Genomic DNA, 16,099 nt, shown 5'->3' with positions numbered 1-16,099 from the left:
GTGGCAGTACGTCGTGGGACCTTCCTACACTGACCGTCATGACAGCTACCCGATCCGTGCTTGCCGCGCAGGCCACGGACTTCCCCCGTTGGTTCCAGGATGTGATCGCCAAGGCCGAGCTCGCTGAGAACGGCCCGGTGCGGGGGACGATGGTCGTACGACCGTACGGGTACGCGATCTGGGAACTGTTGCAGGAGGCAATGAATCGGCGGATCAAGGCGACCGGCGCGGTGAACGCGTACTTCCCGCTGCTGATCCCGGAGAGCTACCTGCAACGCGAGGCCGAGCACGTCGAGGGTTTCAGCCCTGAGCTGGCGGTGGTGACGCATGCCGGTGGGAAGGAACTCGAGGAGCCCGCGGTGATCCGGCCGACGTCGGAGACCGTGATCGGCGAGTACATGGCGAAGTGGATCCAGAGCTACCGCGACCTCCCGCTGCTGCTGAACCAGTGGGCCAATGTCGTCCGCTGGGAGCTCCGGCCCCGGCTGTTCCTGCGGACCACCGAATTCCTTTGGCAGGAAGGCCATACGGCACACGCCTCCGCCGCGGACGCCCGCGCCTACGCGACGCGGATCCTGACCGACGTCTACCGGGACGTGATGGTGAACGTGCTCGCGATCCCGGTCGTCGCCGGCCGGAAGACGCGGCGGGAGCGGTTCGCCGGGGCGGTGAACACCATGACGCTCGAGGCGATGATGCGCGACGGGAAGGCCCTGCAGATGGGGACGTCGCACGAGCTCGGGCAGAACTTCGCGCGCGCGTTCGACATCGGCTACCTGTCCCGCGACGGGCAGCGTGAACTCGCCTGGACGACGTCGTGGGGCAGCAGCACCCGGATGGTCGGCGGCCTGATCATGGTGCACGGCGACGACAACGGTCTCCGGGTCCCGCCCGCCGTCGCCCCGGTGCAGGTCGTCGTACTCGCGGTCAAGGACGAGGCGGTCGCCGCCGCGCGCACGATCGCGGACGAGCTGACCGCTGCCGGAGTGCGCGCGTCGGTCGACGACCGTACCGACCAGCCGTTCGGGCGGCGCGCGGTCAACTGGGAGCTGAAGGGCGTCCCGTTCCGGGTCGAGGTCGGCCCGCGGGACCTGGCCGCCGGCGTCGCTACCGTCGTACGGCGGTTGCGGTCCACCAAGTCTGCCGTCGCTCTGACCGAGCTGACTCCGACCGTCGTAGCAGCCCTTGAGGCCGACCAGGCCCACCTGCTGGCGGAGGCGACCGAGCGGCAGAGGTCTCGGATCACCGAGGTCGCCACGGTCGACGAGGCGATCGAAGCGGCCGCGACCGGGTGGGCCCGGATGCCGTACGACGCGATCGGCGAGGAGGGCGAGGACCGCCTCGGCGAATCCGGCGTCACGGTCCGCTGCCTGCAACGTCAGGACGGCTCACTGCCCGTGGAGGACAACGAGCCGGACCTGACGGCGTACGTCGCCCGCTCGTACTAGCGGGCCAGGTAACGGCGGACGTCGTCGGCCACCTGGGCGCGAGACCGGAGACCGTACTTCCGGAGAATCGCGCTCAGGTGGGTCTTCACGGTGTTGAGGCTGACGCCGAGCTCGGCCGCGAGCTGATCGTTGTCGAGGCCGTCCGCGAGCAGCAACGCGACACCCTGCTGCGCCTTGGTGAGGCTGGCGAACCGGCGTTCGGGTGCCTCGTCGGTGTCCATCAGCATCTCGATCATCTCGGACTGGATGTGCTTGGTGACGTCAACGATCCGCTCCAGGTGCGCCTGGACGGCCGAGCTCACCGCGGGCTCGTCCAGCGCCTCCGTGGCGATCTCGCGGATCGACGCGACCCGGTGCGTCAGGTACTCCATCACGTGGTCGGACGTCAGCGTGTTCGGGCTGTTGTCGCCCGCGGGCAGCCGGCGCAACGCGTCCCGGTCCTCGCCCTCGCGGGTCAGTACGCGCTGCACCACCCCGCACAACCACTCGAACGCGCGCACCGCGTTCTCGTCGTACGACCTGGCGGTGAAGCTCTGCATCGAAAGCATGCCGAGCAACTGGTCCGGCCCGTCCTTCGCCGGCCGGAAGATCGGTACCGTCACGACATCCGCCGGCCGGTGCCGCGGATCTCCGACCGGTACGCCGGACCGCAGCGCGGCCCCGCCGTCGTCGGCGAACCGGTACGTCTGCCGATGCTCGATCAGCCACGCGGTCTGCCCGGTCGGGCCGTAGTTGTGGGTCGCCGGGTCGACGTACTGCCCGTCGAGGTATCCGTAGGGGTAGCGCACCCGGCGGGCGCCCTGCAGCAGGCCGACGAAGAACGCGTCGACCTGCGCCACCTTCCCGGCCACCACCCGGACGTAGTCGTACAAGCCGTAGTGGTCCGACCGGAACATGGTCTCGATCTTGTGGTACGCCTCGCGCAGGATGATCGCGGTCTCCGCGTCAACCCGCAGCGGGACGGTCTTGTCCCCTTCCACGGAGCCGGCCCTCACAACCGTCGGCGGTATCGATCTCTCGACTATCCGCCGTACCAGGCCGTGGATCAAGCATGTGTTTGCGTGGGCGCGGGCGGTACCGCCGCCGCCCGCGCCCACGAGCAGGACACCGCAACTCTGCGCCCCGTGCCGACCGGATCCGCACACCCCCTGGCGGATCCTCGGCCCCCCGACCGTTGCCCGGTGCCCTTCCTCCCCCTGTTGGCTACACAGTGCCACCGATCGCCGTGCGTGACCATCGCCCGGCGCATGAACTTGCCGGATCCACACCTCATCCGCGGGATGAGATCAGAGCCAGCTGGTTTCCAGCGGTTTGCCCTCCGCGTACCCGGCGGCGGTCTGCAGTCCGACCACGGCGCGCTCGTGGAACTCGGTGAGGTTCGCGGCCCCGACGTACGTGCAGGAACTGCGGATGCCGGAGACGATCGAGTCCAGCAGGTCCTCGACGCTCGGGCGCTCGGCGTCCAGGTACATCCGGGCGGTCGAGATGCCTTCCTCGAAGATGCTCTTCCGGGCCCGCTGGAACGGCGAGTCCTCGGCGGTCCGGGACTTCACGGCGCGCGCCGACGCCATCCCGAAGCTCTCTTTGTAGATCCGGCCCTGGCTGTCCCGGTGCGGGTCGCCGGGCGACTCGTACGTACCGGCAAACCAGGACCCGATCATCACGCTCGACGCCCCGGCCGCGAGCGCCAGCGCGACATCACGGGGATGCCGTACGCCGCCGTCCGCCCAGACGTGCTTGCCCAGCTCCCGCGCCCGGGTCGCGCATTCGAGCACGGCGGAGAACTGCGGGCGGCCGACCGCGGTCTGCATCCGGGTCGTGCACATCGCGCCGGGGCCGACGCCGACCTTCACGATGTCCGCACCGGCGTTCACCAGGTCGGTCACGCCCTCGGCGGTCACCACGTTGCCGGCCACGATCGGTACGCCGGGGCCGAGGGCGCGGACCCGCTCCACGACCTCGAGCATCCGCTCCTGGTGGCCGTGCGCGGTGTCCAGCACGAGTACGTCGATGCCCACGTCCAGCAGGGCTTTCGCCTTCTGCTCGGCGTCGCCGTTCATCCCGATCGCCGCGGCCACCCGAAGCTTGCCGTCGGCATCGAGTGCGGGGTCGTACAGGGTCGCCCGGAGCGCCCGCTGGCGGGTCAGGATGCCAACGATCTGACCGTTGCCGTCGACAACAGGCGCGAGCCGGTGCCGCCCGTCGTGCAGCTGGTTGAACGCCGCCTCCGGGTCCGTACCTTGTGGCAGCGTCAGCAGCTCGCGGGACATCACCGCGTCCAACTGCGTGAACCGATCCACGCCGGAACAGTCCGCCTCGGTCACCACGCCGACAGGTCTGCCGTGATCCACGACGACCACGGCGCCGTGGTTCCGCTTGGGCAGCAGGTTCAGCGCCTCACCAACGGTCCCCGTCGGTGCCAGGGTCAGCGCCGTGTCGTGCACCGGATCGCGCTGCTTGACCCAGGCAACAACCTCGGCGACCACGTCCACCGGAATGTCCTGCGGAATCACCGCCAGCCCACCACACCGCGCGATCGTCTCCGCCATCCGCCGCCCCGACACCGCGGTCATGTTCGCCGCAACCACCGGAATCGAAGCCCCGGTCCCATCCGCCGTCGACAGATCCACATCCAGCCGCGACGCCACCCCCGACCGGTTCGGCACCAAAAACACATCACTGAACGTCAGGTCACCCGCCGGCTCCCGATCCTGATGAAACCGCATACCAGACCCCTTCCGCCCGTATCCAAACCCAGCCAGCCTGCCAGACCGACCGACTCGGAACAAGGCTCGTCACACCTCGTGTTCACCCCGGAGCGGCTTCCGTCAACTGGTAGTGCGGCCCTCACGACCTGCCTTGGGCGAAGCTTCTACACGGCGGCCACCGAAGCGATCCGCCGTCAGCGGCCGCGAAGTTGCCAACGGCACCTGTCCCGGGAAGGCGTGCGCGATGGCGCGATTGGCATCAAGCTGGGCCTGACGCTGCGCCTGGTTCTGCTTCAGGCTGGGCATTCGATCACCGAACGCATTCAGACCCGGCTGACGGTCATGCAGGTTTCGATTGAGCCGGGCGCACGTGTGTTCGTAAATGTTGCCAGAACCTTGTCGCGGCTTGATCGCCAGCAACTCTCGTCGAGCAAGCCCGCCTGGTGCCGCGGGCGGCATCTCCCGAAACGTCAGCCGATAGTCCGCCTTCGCCTGCGGATCGGACTGCAGATAGGCAGTGACACAGTCCCGCAGATCCCCCTTCCCCGACTCGTACCCGAGCGCATGCCGCCCGTCCGTGCTCCCCAGTGCAAGATCGCCGATCTGCTTCAGCACCTGTCGATGGAGGTAGCCTGCCGGGCCCCGCGGGTCCTCCTCCGCGGCCGCCGCAAGGCGCATTAGATCGACCGCGAACTCCTTGCCAAGAACGACCTCGTACCTCGCGGAGTCCTCGCTCATGGCGAGTCGTCTTCTAGTCGTGCGCGATCAGCCTCCTCGCGGATCTCCGCGAGGACCTGCTGGCTATACGGGCCCATCATCTCGGCGATTTCGTCGATGGTCATCGGGCGGCTGTCCGGCAGCGGCTCGGTGGCATACACCCGACGGGTCGGATCGTCGATCGTCCCGGCCGGCGGCTCGTCGTCACCGCGCAGCGCGCGGTACTGCGAGGTCGACATGATGACCGCCTCCGGCTGGTCACCCAGGCCCCACACTACCGGCGCGAACGCCCCCTCCCGGATGGCCGCCACCATCGCAGTGAGCTCCGCTCCCACAGTCACTGCCGTGACCACACCTGCCCGACGCGCGAACTTCGTCTCCCCGCCGAGGTCTTCGAACTCGTCGTACGTCAGCAGCACGGCCTCGGGAACTCCCCCGTCCCCGATGCTGAAAGCCTTGGTCCGGCCTCGCCGGAACCGGTTCAGCACCCCGGCGACATCACGCCGTACGTCGTCCAGCGACCGAACCCCGGAACCTTCAGTAGCCACACCTCGACTCTACGACGCCACAGCACCATCCCGCCGCTCTCATCCACAAACCTGCAGCAACCTGCAGCGCTTGTGGATAACTCCGATTCGAACACCCTCCGTATGCGACCCTTACACCATCAGCAACCTGAGAACGGAGCTCTCCATGCCGCGCCGACCGGCCCTCGGACCCACCTTCGCAGCCCTCTGCGCCCTCACCGCGCTAGCCGCCTGCCAAGGCTCCCCCGAAGCCGGCCAACCCAACCGAACCGTGCCCTCGTCCTCCTCCCCGACACCGTCCCCCACCCCCAGCAGTTCACCTCAGACACAAGCCGTGACGGCCGCATCAGCGGCCTATCGAGGCTACGTTGCTGCGGTCGACGCCGCGTATGTCAGCGGAGGGGTAAACACCAAGGCGCTCAGCACGTACGCGAGCGGTGTCATATTGAAGGCTGAACTCATTCATGCCGAAAACCTCCGGGCCAAGAAGTGGCATTCCGTCGGCCATCTGCAGATCATCTGGGTCAAGCCTCTGACGGTCGGCAAGCCGGACACGAACGGGCAGATCGATGCGCTGACCCTCAGCGCCTGCATCGACTCCTCCAAAGCGGGATCAGTGGACTCCAAGGGCAAGAGCATGAGGCCTGCTGGAACACCCACTCAGAGTGTCGATGAAATGCGCATGCGTCGCATCCAAGGTGTCTGGAAGGCTGACTACTCGCAGGGCAGGAAGGCCGCGAAATGCTAATACCAAGAATCATCAGTGCGGCCGCACTACTCTTGCTCGTCGGCCCGCCGATCGCGGTGGCTGACCCGACGCCGAACGATCCAGGCTGTGTTACCAGCTGGGACGACGGCCAGTGCAGTTACGGGGTCGACGACGACGGCAGTCCGCCGAAGACCACTGGAACATCGACTCCTGGGGTTAAGAAGCCCGGTAAGGCAGCTTGCGTATACAAGGGGCAGGTCGTGCCGTGCCGGACGGCCGATGGGTTCTTCGACGCAGAATCCGGGTGTTACCTCACTCAGGTCGATGTCCCGTTGTTGATGGGCCCTCACGTCTATTACCCGCCGGGGACCAAGTACGACCGCTGCTGGGTGATTCTGGACGTCGTCGACGGAAAGCCGATCGGAATCGAGAAGGCGCTCTCCGTCGTCAAGCCGCCCGGCGAAACTCGGACCATCGATCCTCGGGTCGCCGCTCAGCGGGTAGTGAAGACGATGAACTTCGCGGCACCGCAACTCGGGCTGTCGCCGTACGTGCAGAGCGTGGACCACGTCGGGGTTGTGAACGTCCCGGTGTGGATGTGGGTGACGGATCCGGGGGCGACGACCACCGGGCCGCAGACGAAGACTGCCGCCCTTGGTGGAGTTGCGATCACGGCTACCGGAACCGTCGACCGTATCGAGTGGTCCATGGGCGCGGGCAAGGTGACCTGCAAGGGGGCCGGGACGCCGTTCACCCGTGCCATGGCGTCAGGCAAGTCGTTGAAGGAGATGCCCGCGTCGCCGACCTGCGGCTTTCGCTACAGCAAGTCGTCGCGTTGTGTGACGTCGGGCAGCTACCGGGTGACCGCGACGGCGTACTGGAACGTGCATTGGACCGGTGGCGGCATGCAGGGCGACATTCCGCTCGACTTCAGCCGGTCGCTCCCGCTCAGGATCACCGACCTGCGGCCGGTACTGGTCGACCCGGACGGCGGCTCGGTGCCTCCGACCAGTGCACCGCGGTCCTGCTGACCGAGCGGCCGGACAGCCGGAACCGGCTCTCCCTTCGTGGGGAGAGCCGGTTCGGGTGGGTCAGTGGTGGAGGTCGAAGCGGTCGAGTTCCATGACCTTGTGCCAGGCCGCGACGAACTCGGTGACGAACTTCTGCTTCGCGTCGTCGCCGGCGTAGACCTCGGCGAGGGCGCGGAGTTCGGAGTTCGAGCCGAAGACCAGGTCGGCCCGGGTGCCGGTCCACTTGACCCTGCCGTCGACGGTGCCCTCGAACGTCTCCTGGCTGTCGTCCGCGGCGTGCCACTCGGTGCCGAGGTCGAGCAGGTTGACGTAGAAGTCGTTCGTCAGCGTGCCGGGGTTGTCGGTCAGTACGCCGTACTTCGAACCGTCGTAGTTCGCACCGAGGACGCGCAGACCGCCGACGAGCACGGTCAGCTCCGGGGCGCTCAGCGTGAGCAGGTTCGCGCGGTCGAGCAGCAGGTACTCGGCCGGGAGCTTGTTGCCCTTGCCGTAGTAGTTGCGGAACCCGTCCGCCACCGGCTGGAGCGCCGCGAACGACTCGGCGTCCGTCTGCTCGGCGGTCGCGTCCGTACGGCCGGGGGTGAACGGTACGACGATGTCGACGCCGGCGTTCTTCGCCGCGATCTCGACGCCGACGCCACCGGCCAGCACGATCAGGTCCGCCAGCGACACCGGCTTGCCGAACGACTGCTGGATGCCCTCGAGCGTCCGCAGTACCTGAGCGAGCTCGTCCGGGTTGTTGACCTCCCACCCGCTCTGCGGCTGCAGGCGGATGCGGGCACCGTTGGCGCCACCGCGCTTGTCGCTGCCACGGAACGTCGACGCCGACGCCCACGCGGTCGAGACCAACTGCGCGACGGTCAGCCCGGACGCGGCGATCGCGGCCTTCAGCGCGGTCACGTCCGCGTCGGACACCAGCTCGTGGTCGACGGCCGGCACCGGGTCCTGCCAGATCAGCTCCTCGCTCGGGACCTCGGAGCCGAGGTACCGGACGATCGGGCCCATGTCGCGGTGCGTCAGCTTGAACCAGGCGCGCGCGAACGCGTCCGCGAACTCCTCCGGGTTCTCCTTGAAGCGGCGCGAGATCGGCTCGTAGATCGGGTCGAAGCGCAGCGACAGGTCCGTGGTCAGCATCGTCGGCAGCTTCTTCGGGCCGTCGTACGCGTCCGGGATGATCGCCTCGGCGTCCTTCGCGACCCATTGGTTCGCGCCGGCCGGGCTCTGCGACAGCTCCCACTCGTAGCCGAACAGGATGTCGAAGAAGTCCGTCGACCACTGCGTCGGCTTCGTGGTCCAGGTGACCTCGAGGCCGCTGGTGATCGCGTCCTTGCCCTTGCCGGTGTTGTACGTGCTCTTCCAGCCGAGGCCCTGCTGCTCGATCGGGGCGCCCTCCGGCTCCGCGCCGACGTTCTCCGCCGGGCCGGCGCCGTGGGTCTTGCCGAACGTGTGGCCGCCGGCGATCAGCGCGACGGTCTCCTCGTCGTTCATCGCCATCCGGCCGAAAGTCTCGCGGATGTCGCGGGCGGCGGCGACCGGGTCCGGGTTGCCGTTCGGGCCCTCCGGGTTCACGTAGATGAGGCCCATCTGGACCGCACCGAGCGGACGCTGCAGGTCGCGGTCACCGGAGTACCGCTCGTCGCCGAGCCAGGTGGTCTCCGGGCCCCAGTACACGTCGGTCTCGGGTTCCCACACGTCCTCGCGGCCACCGGCGTACCCGAAGGTCTTGAAGCCCATCGTCTCCAGCGCGACGTTGCCGGTGAGGATCAGCAGGTCGGCCCAGGACAGCTTCTGGCCGTACTTCTTCTTCACCGGCCAGAGCAGCCGGCGGGCCTTGTCCAGGTTGCCGTTGTCCGGCCAGCTGTTCAGCGGCGCGAACCGCTGCTGACCGGCGCCCGCGCCACCGCGGCCGTCGTGGATCCGGTACGTGCCGGCGCTGTGCCAGGCCATCCGGATCATCAGCGGGCCGTAGTTGCCGAAGTCGGCCGGCCACCAATCCTGCGAGGTGGTCAGGACCTCGGCGATGTCGGCCTTGACCGCGGCCAGGTCCAGCGTCTTGAACGCGGCGGCGTAGTCGAACTCCGCGCCGAGCGGGTTCGCGACGGCCGGGTTCTTGGCCAGGATCTTCAGGTTCAGCTGGTTCGGCCACCACTCGCGGTTGGCGTTCCCGCTGGTCGGGTGCACGCCCTGACCGTGGTTCACCGGGCAGCCACCGGTCTCGGCGCCGCGGCTCTCCGCGGAGGCCTCGCCGGGCAGGGGCTCATGGTTCTCGGACATCGGATTCCTTCCAGGACTGGACGTTTTCGGCTTCAGCTCAGGTATGTCGTGCGCAGTCCGCGCACCGGCCCCAATAGATGACCTCGGCCTCGTCGATGACGAACCCGTGGTCCTCGGACGCGGTCAGGCAGGGCGCATGCCCGACCGCACAGTCGACGTCGGCGATCGCACCGCACGACCGGCAGACGACGTGGTGATGGTTGTCGCCGACCCGGGACTCGTACCGCGCCACCGACCCCAGCGGCTGGATCCGGCGTACCAGGCCGGCCGCCGTCAGCGTCTGCAGCGAGTCGTACACCGCCTGGTGCGAGGTCTGCGGCAGTTCGTTGCGCACGGCACCGATAATCGAGTCCGTGTCCGCATGCGGATTCCCGTACACCGCGGCCAGCACCGCCAGCCGCGGCCGCGTCACCCGCAGCGAGACCCCACGCAACAACTCCTGGAGCTCGTCCGCCGTCGGCATGCTCCGCAGTCTTCCGCGTTTTCTGGAATGAGTCAAGATTAGCTGCGGCGTTTCCTACCCAGCCTGCACCTCAGGGCTGGATGTTCTCCAGGTCCGCCAGCAGCTTCGGGTGCTCCGGCTGCCAGCCGAGAGTCTTCCGCGTGTACGCACTGGACGCCGGCTGATCAGCCGCGAAGATCGGCCCCAGTGCTCCGTACGTCGCCTCAGGCACGGACTGCACCGGCAGACCGAGACGACGGCCGATCACAGCAGCAATGTCGCGTACGGCGTCACCCTCGTCGTCCACCGCGTGCCACGCCGTACCGGCCTCCGCGTTCTCCAGCACCAACCGGAACAGCACCGCCGCATCCAGCGCATGCACCGCGGGCCACCGCTGCGCGCCGTCCCCCGGATATCCGGACACGCCAGACTGCCGGGCAATCTGCGTCAACAGCCCCGCGAACCCACCGTCCCCCTGGTTGTGAACGGTCCGCGGCATCCGCACCGCAGCGCTCCGCACGCCTTGGGACGCCAACTCCAACACCGCCATCACCGACCGCCCCCGACCGCCGACGGGCCCTTCGAGCGGCAACGGATCCTCCTCGGTAGCCGCCCGCCCCGGCGCCCACGGCGTACCGGACACCGTCACCAGCGGCCGCCCGCTTCCCGCCAACTCCTCCCCCAAGACCCGCAACGCAGCCCCCTCCTCGGCGATCCCCGCCGCCAAAGCCTCCGGACTGCTGAAGTCGTTGCTAAAGGCAAGGTGAATCACCCCGTCCGCCTTCGCGGCACCGGCCCGTACGACGTCCAGATCGCCCAGCCCGCCCCGCACCGCCTCGGCGCCGGCCTCCCGCAACGCCGCCGCCGACCCCTCGGACCGCGCCAGCCCGACCACCTCATGCCCGTTCCCGAGCAACTCCCGAACAACAGCGGACCCGATCAGCCCGGTACCGCCGGTGACGAACACCTTCATAGGACACTCCTCCGCGATGGGACCTTTGTCCCATCACAATAGCACCGACGGGACAAAGGTCCCATCACCTACAATGCCCCCATGGCACGATGGCAACCCGGAGCCCGCGAACGACTGGTCCTCGCCGCCGTGGACCTGTTCGCCGAACACGGCTACGACGCCACCACAGTCACCCAGATCGCCGACCGCGCCGGCGTCACCAAGAGCACCTTCTTCCGCCACTTCCCCGACAAACGAGAACTCCTGGTCGCCGGCCAGGACACCCTGAGCACGCTGCTGTCCGAGGGCATCGCCGACGCCCCGGCCGAGGCCACTCCGCTGGAAGCGGTGGCCGCCTGCCTCCGGCGTGCCTCGACCGCCATGGGCCCCATGAACCGCGAACTGGCACCTCGCCTGAAAGCGGCAATAGCCGCCAGTAAAGAACTCCAAGAACGCGACGCCCTCAAATCCGTAGGCCTGGCCAACGCCATGACCACAGCCCTGCAAACAAGAGGCGTACCGACCCCGCTGGCCCACCTGGCCGCCGAGCTCGGCGTACTGGCCTTCAAACAAGGCTACGAATCGTGGACAGCCATGAACGACGACTCGGACCTCGCCCCGCACGTGCTGGCCGCCCTCGACGACCTGAAGGCGGCAACTGCGGCATTGCAATGAGACATTCGCGCCCCATTTACTGAGAGAATTCTGAGCGTAATGAGATCGGCACACTGGGTGGTTTACGCGGCACTGGTGGTTCATCATGTATTGCGTGTCGAACACAACTCGCATTCCGCTTCCCGGAAGTTCCCGACCTGCATTCGCTGACGCCGAGACGGTCGGACCGGTCCCTCCGGACAGTTCGATCACGGTCACGCTGGTACTGCGTCGTCGTGCCGAACTGGACGAGGACCTCGTGACAGGTCCCGGCACCGTGACGGCGGAGGAACTCGCCCGGCGGTTCGGCGCAACCGACGAAGACCTCGCCCGGGTGCAGGAGGTGCTCACCGCGTCCGGGCTGAGCATCACCGGAACGCACGTAGGCGCCCGACGAGTGACGGTGCGCGGGCCGGCGTCCGCGTTGGCGGACGTTTTCGGTACCGAGTTGTCGCTCGTCCGCAGCCGGGACGAAGCAGGCAGCAACGGGGAACTCCGCGTCCGGACGGGTGCGGTATCGGTGCCTGCCGAACTCGACGGGATCGTCGTCGCCGTACTCGGTCTCGACAACCGCCCGCAGGCGCGCGCCCAGTTCCGGCTGCACGCGGCTCCGGCGACGGCGCAGGCGTTCACGCCGGACCAGGTCGGCTCCCTCTACAACTTCCCGGCCCAGACCGACGGGACCGGACAGACGATCGCGATCATCGAACTCGGCGGTGGATTCAAGCGGGCCGATCTCAGCACGTACTTCACCGGCTTGAAGATTCCCGAGCCCCAGGTGAGCGCAGTCGAGGTGGACGGCGGCAAGAATGCCCCGACCGGTGATCCGAGCTCCGCCGACGGTGAGGTGATGCTCGACATCGAGGTCGCGGGGGCGCTCGCCCCGGGCGCCAAACAGCTGGTCTATTTCGCGCCCAACACCGATCAGGGATTCCTGGATGCGGTCAGCACCGCTGTGCACGCCACCCCGACGCCGACCGTGGTCAGCATCAGCTGGGGCCAGTCCGAGGACCAGTGGACGGCGCAGGCGAGGACGGCGATGGACCAGGCATTCGCCGACGCAGCAGCGCTCGGCGTGACCGTGTGCGCAGCCAGCGGCGACAACGGCAGCGCGGACGGCCAGACCGACGGCGCGCAGCACGCGGACTTCCCCGCCTCGAGCCCGCACGCCCTCGCGTGCGGCGGCACACACCTCGAAGGCGTCCCGCCGAAGATCACCTCCGAGACGGTCTGGAACACCCCAGGCGGCGGCGCTACCGGCGGCGGCGTCAGCGACACGTTCCCGGTGCCGGCCTACCAGTCCACCGCCGGAGTACCCACCCGAGCCGGCGGCGGCACCGGCCGAGGCGTCCCCGACGTAGCAGGCGACGCCGACCCCGCCACCGGCTACAACATCCTGGTCGACGGCCACCGCATGGTCGTCGGCGGCACCAGCGCCGTAGCCCCCCTGTGGGCCGCCCTACTAACCCGCCTCGCCCAAGCGACCGGCCACAGCCTCGGCCTAATACACACCCAGCTCTACCAGGGCGTCCGCGCTGGCGCCGTACAACCAGGCTTTCACGACATCACCACCGGAACCAACGGCGCCTACCAAGCAACACCAGGCTGGGACGCCTGCACCGGCCTAGGCGCCCCCGACGGCACAGCACTCTTGAAAGCCCTGCAAACCCCAAGCGCCTAACCAACAAAGCGAAGGCAGGTGACCGACCCGCCCACCCCAACCCAAACAGCCGAGCGGCGCGAAGGCCCACCCACAGCAGCCCACCCACCCCAACCCAAACAGCCGAGCGAAGCGAAGGCCTACCCGCGCCGACCTGCCCAAGCCAGCCACAGCCGCCGAGCGCAGCGACGGCGCTGGGGGTGCGGGTGGCGGAGCCCCCGCTTGCGGCAAGCGAAGCGCAGCCGCACAAATGACGAAGGCGAGGCAGCCGACGCTTTCCGTCGGCACACCTCGCCCATCGCCTTCGTGGAGCTGAGGGGATTCGAACCCCTGGCCTCTTCGTTGCGAACGAAGCGCGCTACCAACTGCGCCACAGCCCCAGGCTTGCTCGCCGGGTTTCCCTGGCGACCGCGAAACTCTAACACGGAGAGGGCCGCGATCTAAAACCGGATATCAGTCGCCGACGGCGCGCTTCACCTCTGGCTCGACCATCGGCTGGGGGGCCGGGGTTTCGGTGGCGGCGGGCTTCTCCGCGGGGTCGGTGGTACGGGCGCTGGAGAACACTTCGTCGTCGGTGAGGGAGATGGTCCGGACCGTGCGGTCGGGGGCCTTCTCCTTCATCACGTACGTCGGCAGCGTCACCGGCACCGGGTCCCACAGGCCTTCCGCGGCCGGCTTCTCTTTCTTGGCGGCCGGGGCGGGAGCAGGGGTGGGTTCGGCGGGGAGCTTGACCTCGATGGTCAGCTCTTCGTCGGGGGTCGGGGCGGGCTTGCCGGCGGGTCCGCGGTCGTGCTTGGCGCGGACCCGGGTACGGCGTTCCGCGGCGGCCGCGGCCCGTGCGCGAGCCTGCCGGCGCAGCTGAACCCGTGTGAGTACGACGAATCCGGCGATCGTTGCCCCGGGCACCGCGACGGTCCACCAGGGCAGGATGGTGAGGCCGGCGAGGGCGACGACGGACAGCAGCGAAAGCGTCAGGATCGACAGCACCCGCCGGCGGCGCATCGCGGCCACCCGGCGGGCTCGGTTCGGGATGTACTTCGCCGGCGGCGACGGGTCGTCGGCGGCGGTGGATCCGGCGGGGCGTACGACGTACCGGGGCCGGGACGGATCGCGGGACAGCACCCGGGCTTCGTCGGACGACGGCACGACGGGCTTGCGCCGGGCTTCGTCACCGCGCTTCAGCCACATCGGGACGAGATAGGCAGCCCACGCGGCGACGATCGCCACATAGATCAGTCCTGTCGTCCCCATGCGACGACGCTAAGGCGCGGCGGGGGCCAGATGGGGTACGTGGCGCGGTGTGTCGCAAGAAGACTCGTGTGACTGATGTGAATAGCACGCACCGTAGTCAGGTCAGTCGCGCTACGAGACCGGGTCCGACCTCTTCGATGTTGAGGGCAAAGATCCGGTGGTCGCGCCAGTCGCCGTCGATGTGCAGGAACCTCGGCCGCTCGCCTTCGTACCGGAAGCCGAGTTTCTCCACGACCCGCAGACTTGCCTTGTTCTCGGGGCGGATCGCCACCTCGATCCGGTGCAGGCCGAGGGTGAACCAGCAGTGGTCGGCGGCCATCGCGACGGCGGTCGGCACGATGCCGCGGCCGGCGTACTGCTCGTCGACCCAGTAGCCGAGGTTCGCCCAACGCGCCGATCCGTAGGTGATTCCGGACACGGTGAGTTGTCCGACCAGCGGCCATTTCGCCCGGGCACCGGCGCCGGCGGCACCGCCGTACGTGATGACGAACGGGAGCATCCGTCCGAAGCGGGCCTGCCGGTTCCAGTCGCGGGCCATCGCGCGGAACGTGCGCGCACCGTCCTCGGCACCGGGTGGCTGGGTGGCGTCCCACGGCCGTAGCCAGCTGACGTTGCGCTGGCGGGCGGCGGCCCATTCGCTGCCGTCGCCGGTCCGCAGCGGCCGTAGGCCGACCTGCCCGTGCTTCAACTCCACGGGCCATTGCACGATCGCCATCAGTCGGTGTCCGTCCGCACGTGGTCACCGCCGTGCACCTGCTCGACCGCGTGCCGCAGCAGCGGCTCGAGCACGGCGAGACCGTCCTTCACACCACCCCGTGATCCGGGCAGGTTGACGATGACCGTACTACCGGCGACGCCGGCCAGCCCTCGGGACAGTGCAGCGGTCGGTACGCCGTTCGCGATGCCGTACGCCCGGATGGCTTCCGCGATCCCGGGCACGACCTTCGTCAGTACAGCGGCCGTCTGCTCGGGCGTCTCGTCGGTCGGCGAGATCCCTGTACCGCCGGTCGTCAGCACCACGTCGTACGCCGACTCGACCGCGGCCCGCAGCGCCTCGCCGACGGGCGTACCGTCCGGGACGACATCCGGACCCGCTACGTCGAAACCCCAGTCAGCCAGGCGTGCTGCGATCAGCGGACCGGTCGTGTCGGTGTAGACGCCGGCGGCGGCGCGGTTCGAGATGCTGACGACGAGAGCTCTCACGGCCGCTCCCAGTGCCCGGTCTTGCCGCCTTCTTTCAGCTCCACCCGTACGTCGGACAGCACGGCCGCCGGGTCCAGCGCCTTCACCATGTCGATGACCGCGAGCCCCGCGACTGCGACCGCCGTCAGCGCCTCCATCTCGACGCCGGTCCGGTCGGTGGTCTTCACCTGCGCCCGGATCAGTACGGCGTCGTCGGCCACCTCCAGGTCGACCTTCGCACCGGTGATCGCGATCGGATGGCACAACGGCACCAGGTCCGGGGTGCGCTTCGCGCCCATGATCCCGGCGATCCGGGCGACGCCGAGCGCGTCGCCCTTCGGCACGCCGTCACCGCGCAGCGCCGTCACCACCTCGGCGGACACGAAAACCTTGCCGCTGGCAACGGCCCGTCGGGCACCGGCATCCTTCGCCGAGACGTCGACCATGCGCGCGGCGCCGGTCTCGTCGACGTGGGTAAGCCGGCCGGGTCCCGGCGTACCGGAGCCAGGCGGGGTCGCACCCGGGTCGCGCGTCATCCAGTCTC

16 protein-coding genes and 1 tRNA gene are annotated in these 16,099 nt (G+C 68.7%); 5 read left to right on the top strand and 12 right to left on the bottom strand.

Annotation, left to right across the window (positions count from 1 at the left end):
• Positions 1–38 precede the first annotated feature (38 nt).
• Positions 39–1,448 (top strand): proline--tRNA ligase, encoded by a 1,410-nt coding sequence (gene proS, locus ACFV9C_RS36870; protein WP_380201151.1) that lies wholly within the window; start codon positions 39–41, stop codon positions 1,446–1,448.
• On the opposite strand, the gene ACFV9C_RS36865 is transcribed toward proS, so the two are convergent.
• From ACFV9C_RS36865 to ACFV9C_RS36850, 4 genes are all read right to left on the bottom strand, one after another.
• Positions 1,445–2,428 (bottom strand): LuxR C-terminal-related transcriptional regulator, encoded by a 984-nt coding sequence (locus ACFV9C_RS36865; RefSeq protein ID WP_380201149.1) that lies wholly within the window; start codon positions 2,426–2,428, stop codon positions 1,445–1,447. The two genes, proS and ACFV9C_RS36865, sit on opposite strands and share 4 nt — an antisense overlap.
• Positions 2,429–2,734: 306 nt before the next feature.
• The gene (locus tag ACFV9C_RS36860) at positions 2,735–4,174 is read right to left on the bottom strand and encodes a GuaB1 family IMP dehydrogenase-related protein (protein ID WP_380201147.1); all 1,440 of its coding nucleotides are present in this window, start codon (positions 4,172–4,174) and stop codon (positions 2,735–2,737) included.
• A 102-nt stretch (positions 4,175–4,276) separates the two neighbouring features.
• On the bottom strand, positions 4,277–4,894 hold the full coding sequence (locus ACFV9C_RS36855) for a hypothetical protein (protein ID WP_380201145.1): 618 nt from the start codon (positions 4,892–4,894) through the stop codon (positions 4,277–4,279).
• Complete coding sequence (locus tag ACFV9C_RS36850; RefSeq protein ID WP_380201143.1) at positions 4,891–5,421, bottom strand: hypothetical protein; 531 nt, start codon at positions 5,419–5,421, stop codon at positions 4,891–4,893. Before ACFV9C_RS36850 ends, ACFV9C_RS36855 begins: the two co-directional genes overlap by 4 nt.
• A 313-nt stretch (positions 5,422–5,734) precedes the next feature.
• On the opposite strand from ACFV9C_RS36850, the gene ACFV9C_RS36845 reads away from it, so the two are divergent.
• Positions 5,735–6,148 carry a hypothetical protein gene (locus ACFV9C_RS36845; protein WP_380201141.1) on the top strand — a complete coding sequence of 138 codons (414 nt, stop codon included), beginning with the start codon at positions 5,735–5,737 and terminating at the stop codon, positions 6,146–6,148.
• 221 nt (positions 6,149–6,369) lie between these two features.
• Positions 6,370–7,140: a hypothetical protein gene (locus ACFV9C_RS36840; RefSeq protein WP_380201139.1), complete on the top strand. Its 771-nt coding sequence runs from the start codon at positions 6,370–6,372 to the stop codon at positions 7,138–7,140.
• Between the two features lie 60 nt (positions 7,141–7,200).
• Here the strand turns inward: ACFV9C_RS36840 and katG are convergent, their stop codons facing one another.
• The 3 genes from katG to ACFV9C_RS36825 all read right to left on the bottom strand — a co-directional run bounded on the left by katG (position 7,201) and on the right by ACFV9C_RS36825 (position 10,829).
• Positions 7,201–9,414: a catalase/peroxidase HPI gene (gene katG, locus ACFV9C_RS36835; protein WP_380201137.1), complete on the bottom strand. Its 2,214-nt coding sequence runs from the start codon at positions 9,412–9,414 to the stop codon at positions 7,201–7,203.
• A 37-nt stretch (positions 9,415–9,451) separates the two neighbouring features.
• Positions 9,452–9,877: a Fur family transcriptional regulator gene (locus ACFV9C_RS36830; protein WP_380201135.1), complete on the bottom strand. Its 426-nt coding sequence runs from the start codon at positions 9,875–9,877 to the stop codon at positions 9,452–9,454.
• A gap of 70 nt (positions 9,878–9,947) precedes the next feature.
• On the bottom strand, positions 9,948–10,829 hold the full coding sequence (locus ACFV9C_RS36825; protein ID WP_380201133.1) for an SDR family oxidoreductase: 882 nt from the start codon (positions 10,827–10,829) through the stop codon (positions 9,948–9,950).
• Positions 10,830–10,910: 81 nt separating this feature from the next.
• Between ACFV9C_RS36825 and ACFV9C_RS36820 the strand changes: the two genes are divergently transcribed.
• Both ACFV9C_RS36820 and ACFV9C_RS36815 read left to right on the top strand, forming a co-directional pair.
• Positions 10,911–11,483 (top strand): TetR/AcrR family transcriptional regulator, encoded by a 573-nt coding sequence (locus ACFV9C_RS36820; RefSeq protein WP_380201131.1) that lies wholly within the window; start codon positions 10,911–10,913, stop codon positions 11,481–11,483.
• 94 nt (positions 11,484–11,577) lie between these two features.
• Positions 11,578–13,143 carry a protease pro-enzyme activation domain-containing protein gene (locus ACFV9C_RS36815; protein ID WP_380201129.1) on the top strand — a complete coding sequence of 522 codons (1,566 nt, stop codon included), beginning with the start codon at positions 11,578–11,580 and terminating at the stop codon, positions 13,141–13,143.
• A 286-nt stretch (positions 13,144–13,429) separates the two neighbouring features.
• Here ACFV9C_RS36815 and ACFV9C_RS36810 read toward each other — a convergent pair.
• From ACFV9C_RS36810 to moaC, 5 genes are all read right to left on the bottom strand, one after another.
• Positions 13,430–13,502, bottom strand: a tRNA-Ala gene (locus ACFV9C_RS36810).
• Positions 13,503–13,575: 73 nt separating this feature from the next.
• On the bottom strand, positions 13,576–14,373 hold the full coding sequence (locus tag ACFV9C_RS36805; protein ID WP_380201127.1) for a hypothetical protein: 798 nt from the start codon (positions 14,371–14,373) through the stop codon (positions 13,576–13,578).
• Between the two features lie 97 nt (positions 14,374–14,470).
• Positions 14,471–15,088 carry a GNAT family N-acetyltransferase gene (locus ACFV9C_RS36800; RefSeq protein WP_380201125.1) on the bottom strand — a complete coding sequence of 206 codons (618 nt, stop codon included), beginning with the start codon at positions 15,086–15,088 and terminating at the stop codon, positions 14,471–14,473.
• Positions 15,088–15,576: a molybdenum cofactor biosynthesis protein B gene (locus ACFV9C_RS36795; RefSeq protein WP_380201123.1), complete on the bottom strand. Its 489-nt coding sequence runs from the start codon at positions 15,574–15,576 to the stop codon at positions 15,088–15,090. Before ACFV9C_RS36795 ends, ACFV9C_RS36800 begins: the two co-directional genes overlap by 1 nt.
• On the bottom strand, positions 15,573–16,091 hold the full coding sequence (gene moaC / locus ACFV9C_RS36790; protein WP_380201121.1) for a cyclic pyranopterin monophosphate synthase MoaC: 519 nt from the start codon (positions 16,089–16,091) through the stop codon (positions 15,573–15,575). Before moaC ends, ACFV9C_RS36795 begins: the two co-directional genes overlap by 4 nt.
• Positions 16,092–16,099: the final 8 nt, after the last annotated feature.

It is taken from the genome of Kribbella sp. NPDC059898 (assembly GCF_042730855.1).
Classification (GTDB): domain Bacteria; phylum Actinomycetota; class Actinomycetes; order Propionibacteriales; family Kribbellaceae; genus Kribbella.
This window is presented reverse-complemented; position numbering and strand designations above follow the sequence as displayed.

Excerpts from the sequence above, each read along its gene's own strand:
- proS (WP_380201151.1), top strand. The coding sequence starts at position 39 with ATGACAGCTACCCGATCCGTGCTTGCCGCGCAGGCCACGGACTTCCCC.
- ACFV9C_RS36820 (WP_380201131.1), top strand. The coding sequence starts at position 10,911 with ATGGCACGATGGCAACCCGGAGCCCGCGAACGACTGGTCCTCGCCGCC.
- ACFV9C_RS36805 (WP_380201127.1), bottom strand. The coding sequence starts at position 14,373 with ATGGGGACGACAGGACTGATCTATGTGGCGATCGTCGCCGCGTGGGCT.
- ACFV9C_RS36825 (WP_380201133.1), bottom strand. The coding sequence starts at position 10,829 with ATGAAGGTGTTCGTCACCGGCGGTACCGGGCTGATCGGGTCCGCTGTT.
- ACFV9C_RS36800 (WP_380201125.1), bottom strand. The coding sequence starts at position 15,088 with ATGGCGATCGTGCAATGGCCCGTGGAGTTGAAGCACGGGCAGGTCGGC.
- katG (WP_380201137.1), bottom strand. The coding sequence starts at position 9,414 with ATGTCCGAGAACCATGAGCCCCTGCCCGGCGAGGCCTCCGCGGAGAGC.
- ACFV9C_RS36855 (WP_380201145.1), bottom strand. The coding sequence starts at position 4,894 with ATGAGCGAGGACTCCGCGAGGTACGAGGTCGTTCTTGGCAAGGAGTTC.
- ACFV9C_RS36830 (WP_380201135.1), bottom strand. The coding sequence starts at position 9,877 with ATGCCGACGGCGGACGAGCTCCAGGAGTTGTTGCGTGGGGTCTCGCTG.
- ACFV9C_RS36860 (WP_380201147.1), bottom strand. The coding sequence starts at position 4,174 with ATGCGGTTTCATCAGGATCGGGAGCCGGCGGGTGACCTGACGTTCAGT.
- moaC (WP_380201121.1), bottom strand. The coding sequence starts at position 16,091 with ATGACGCGCGACCCGGGTGCGACCCCGCCTGGCTCCGGTACGCCGGGA.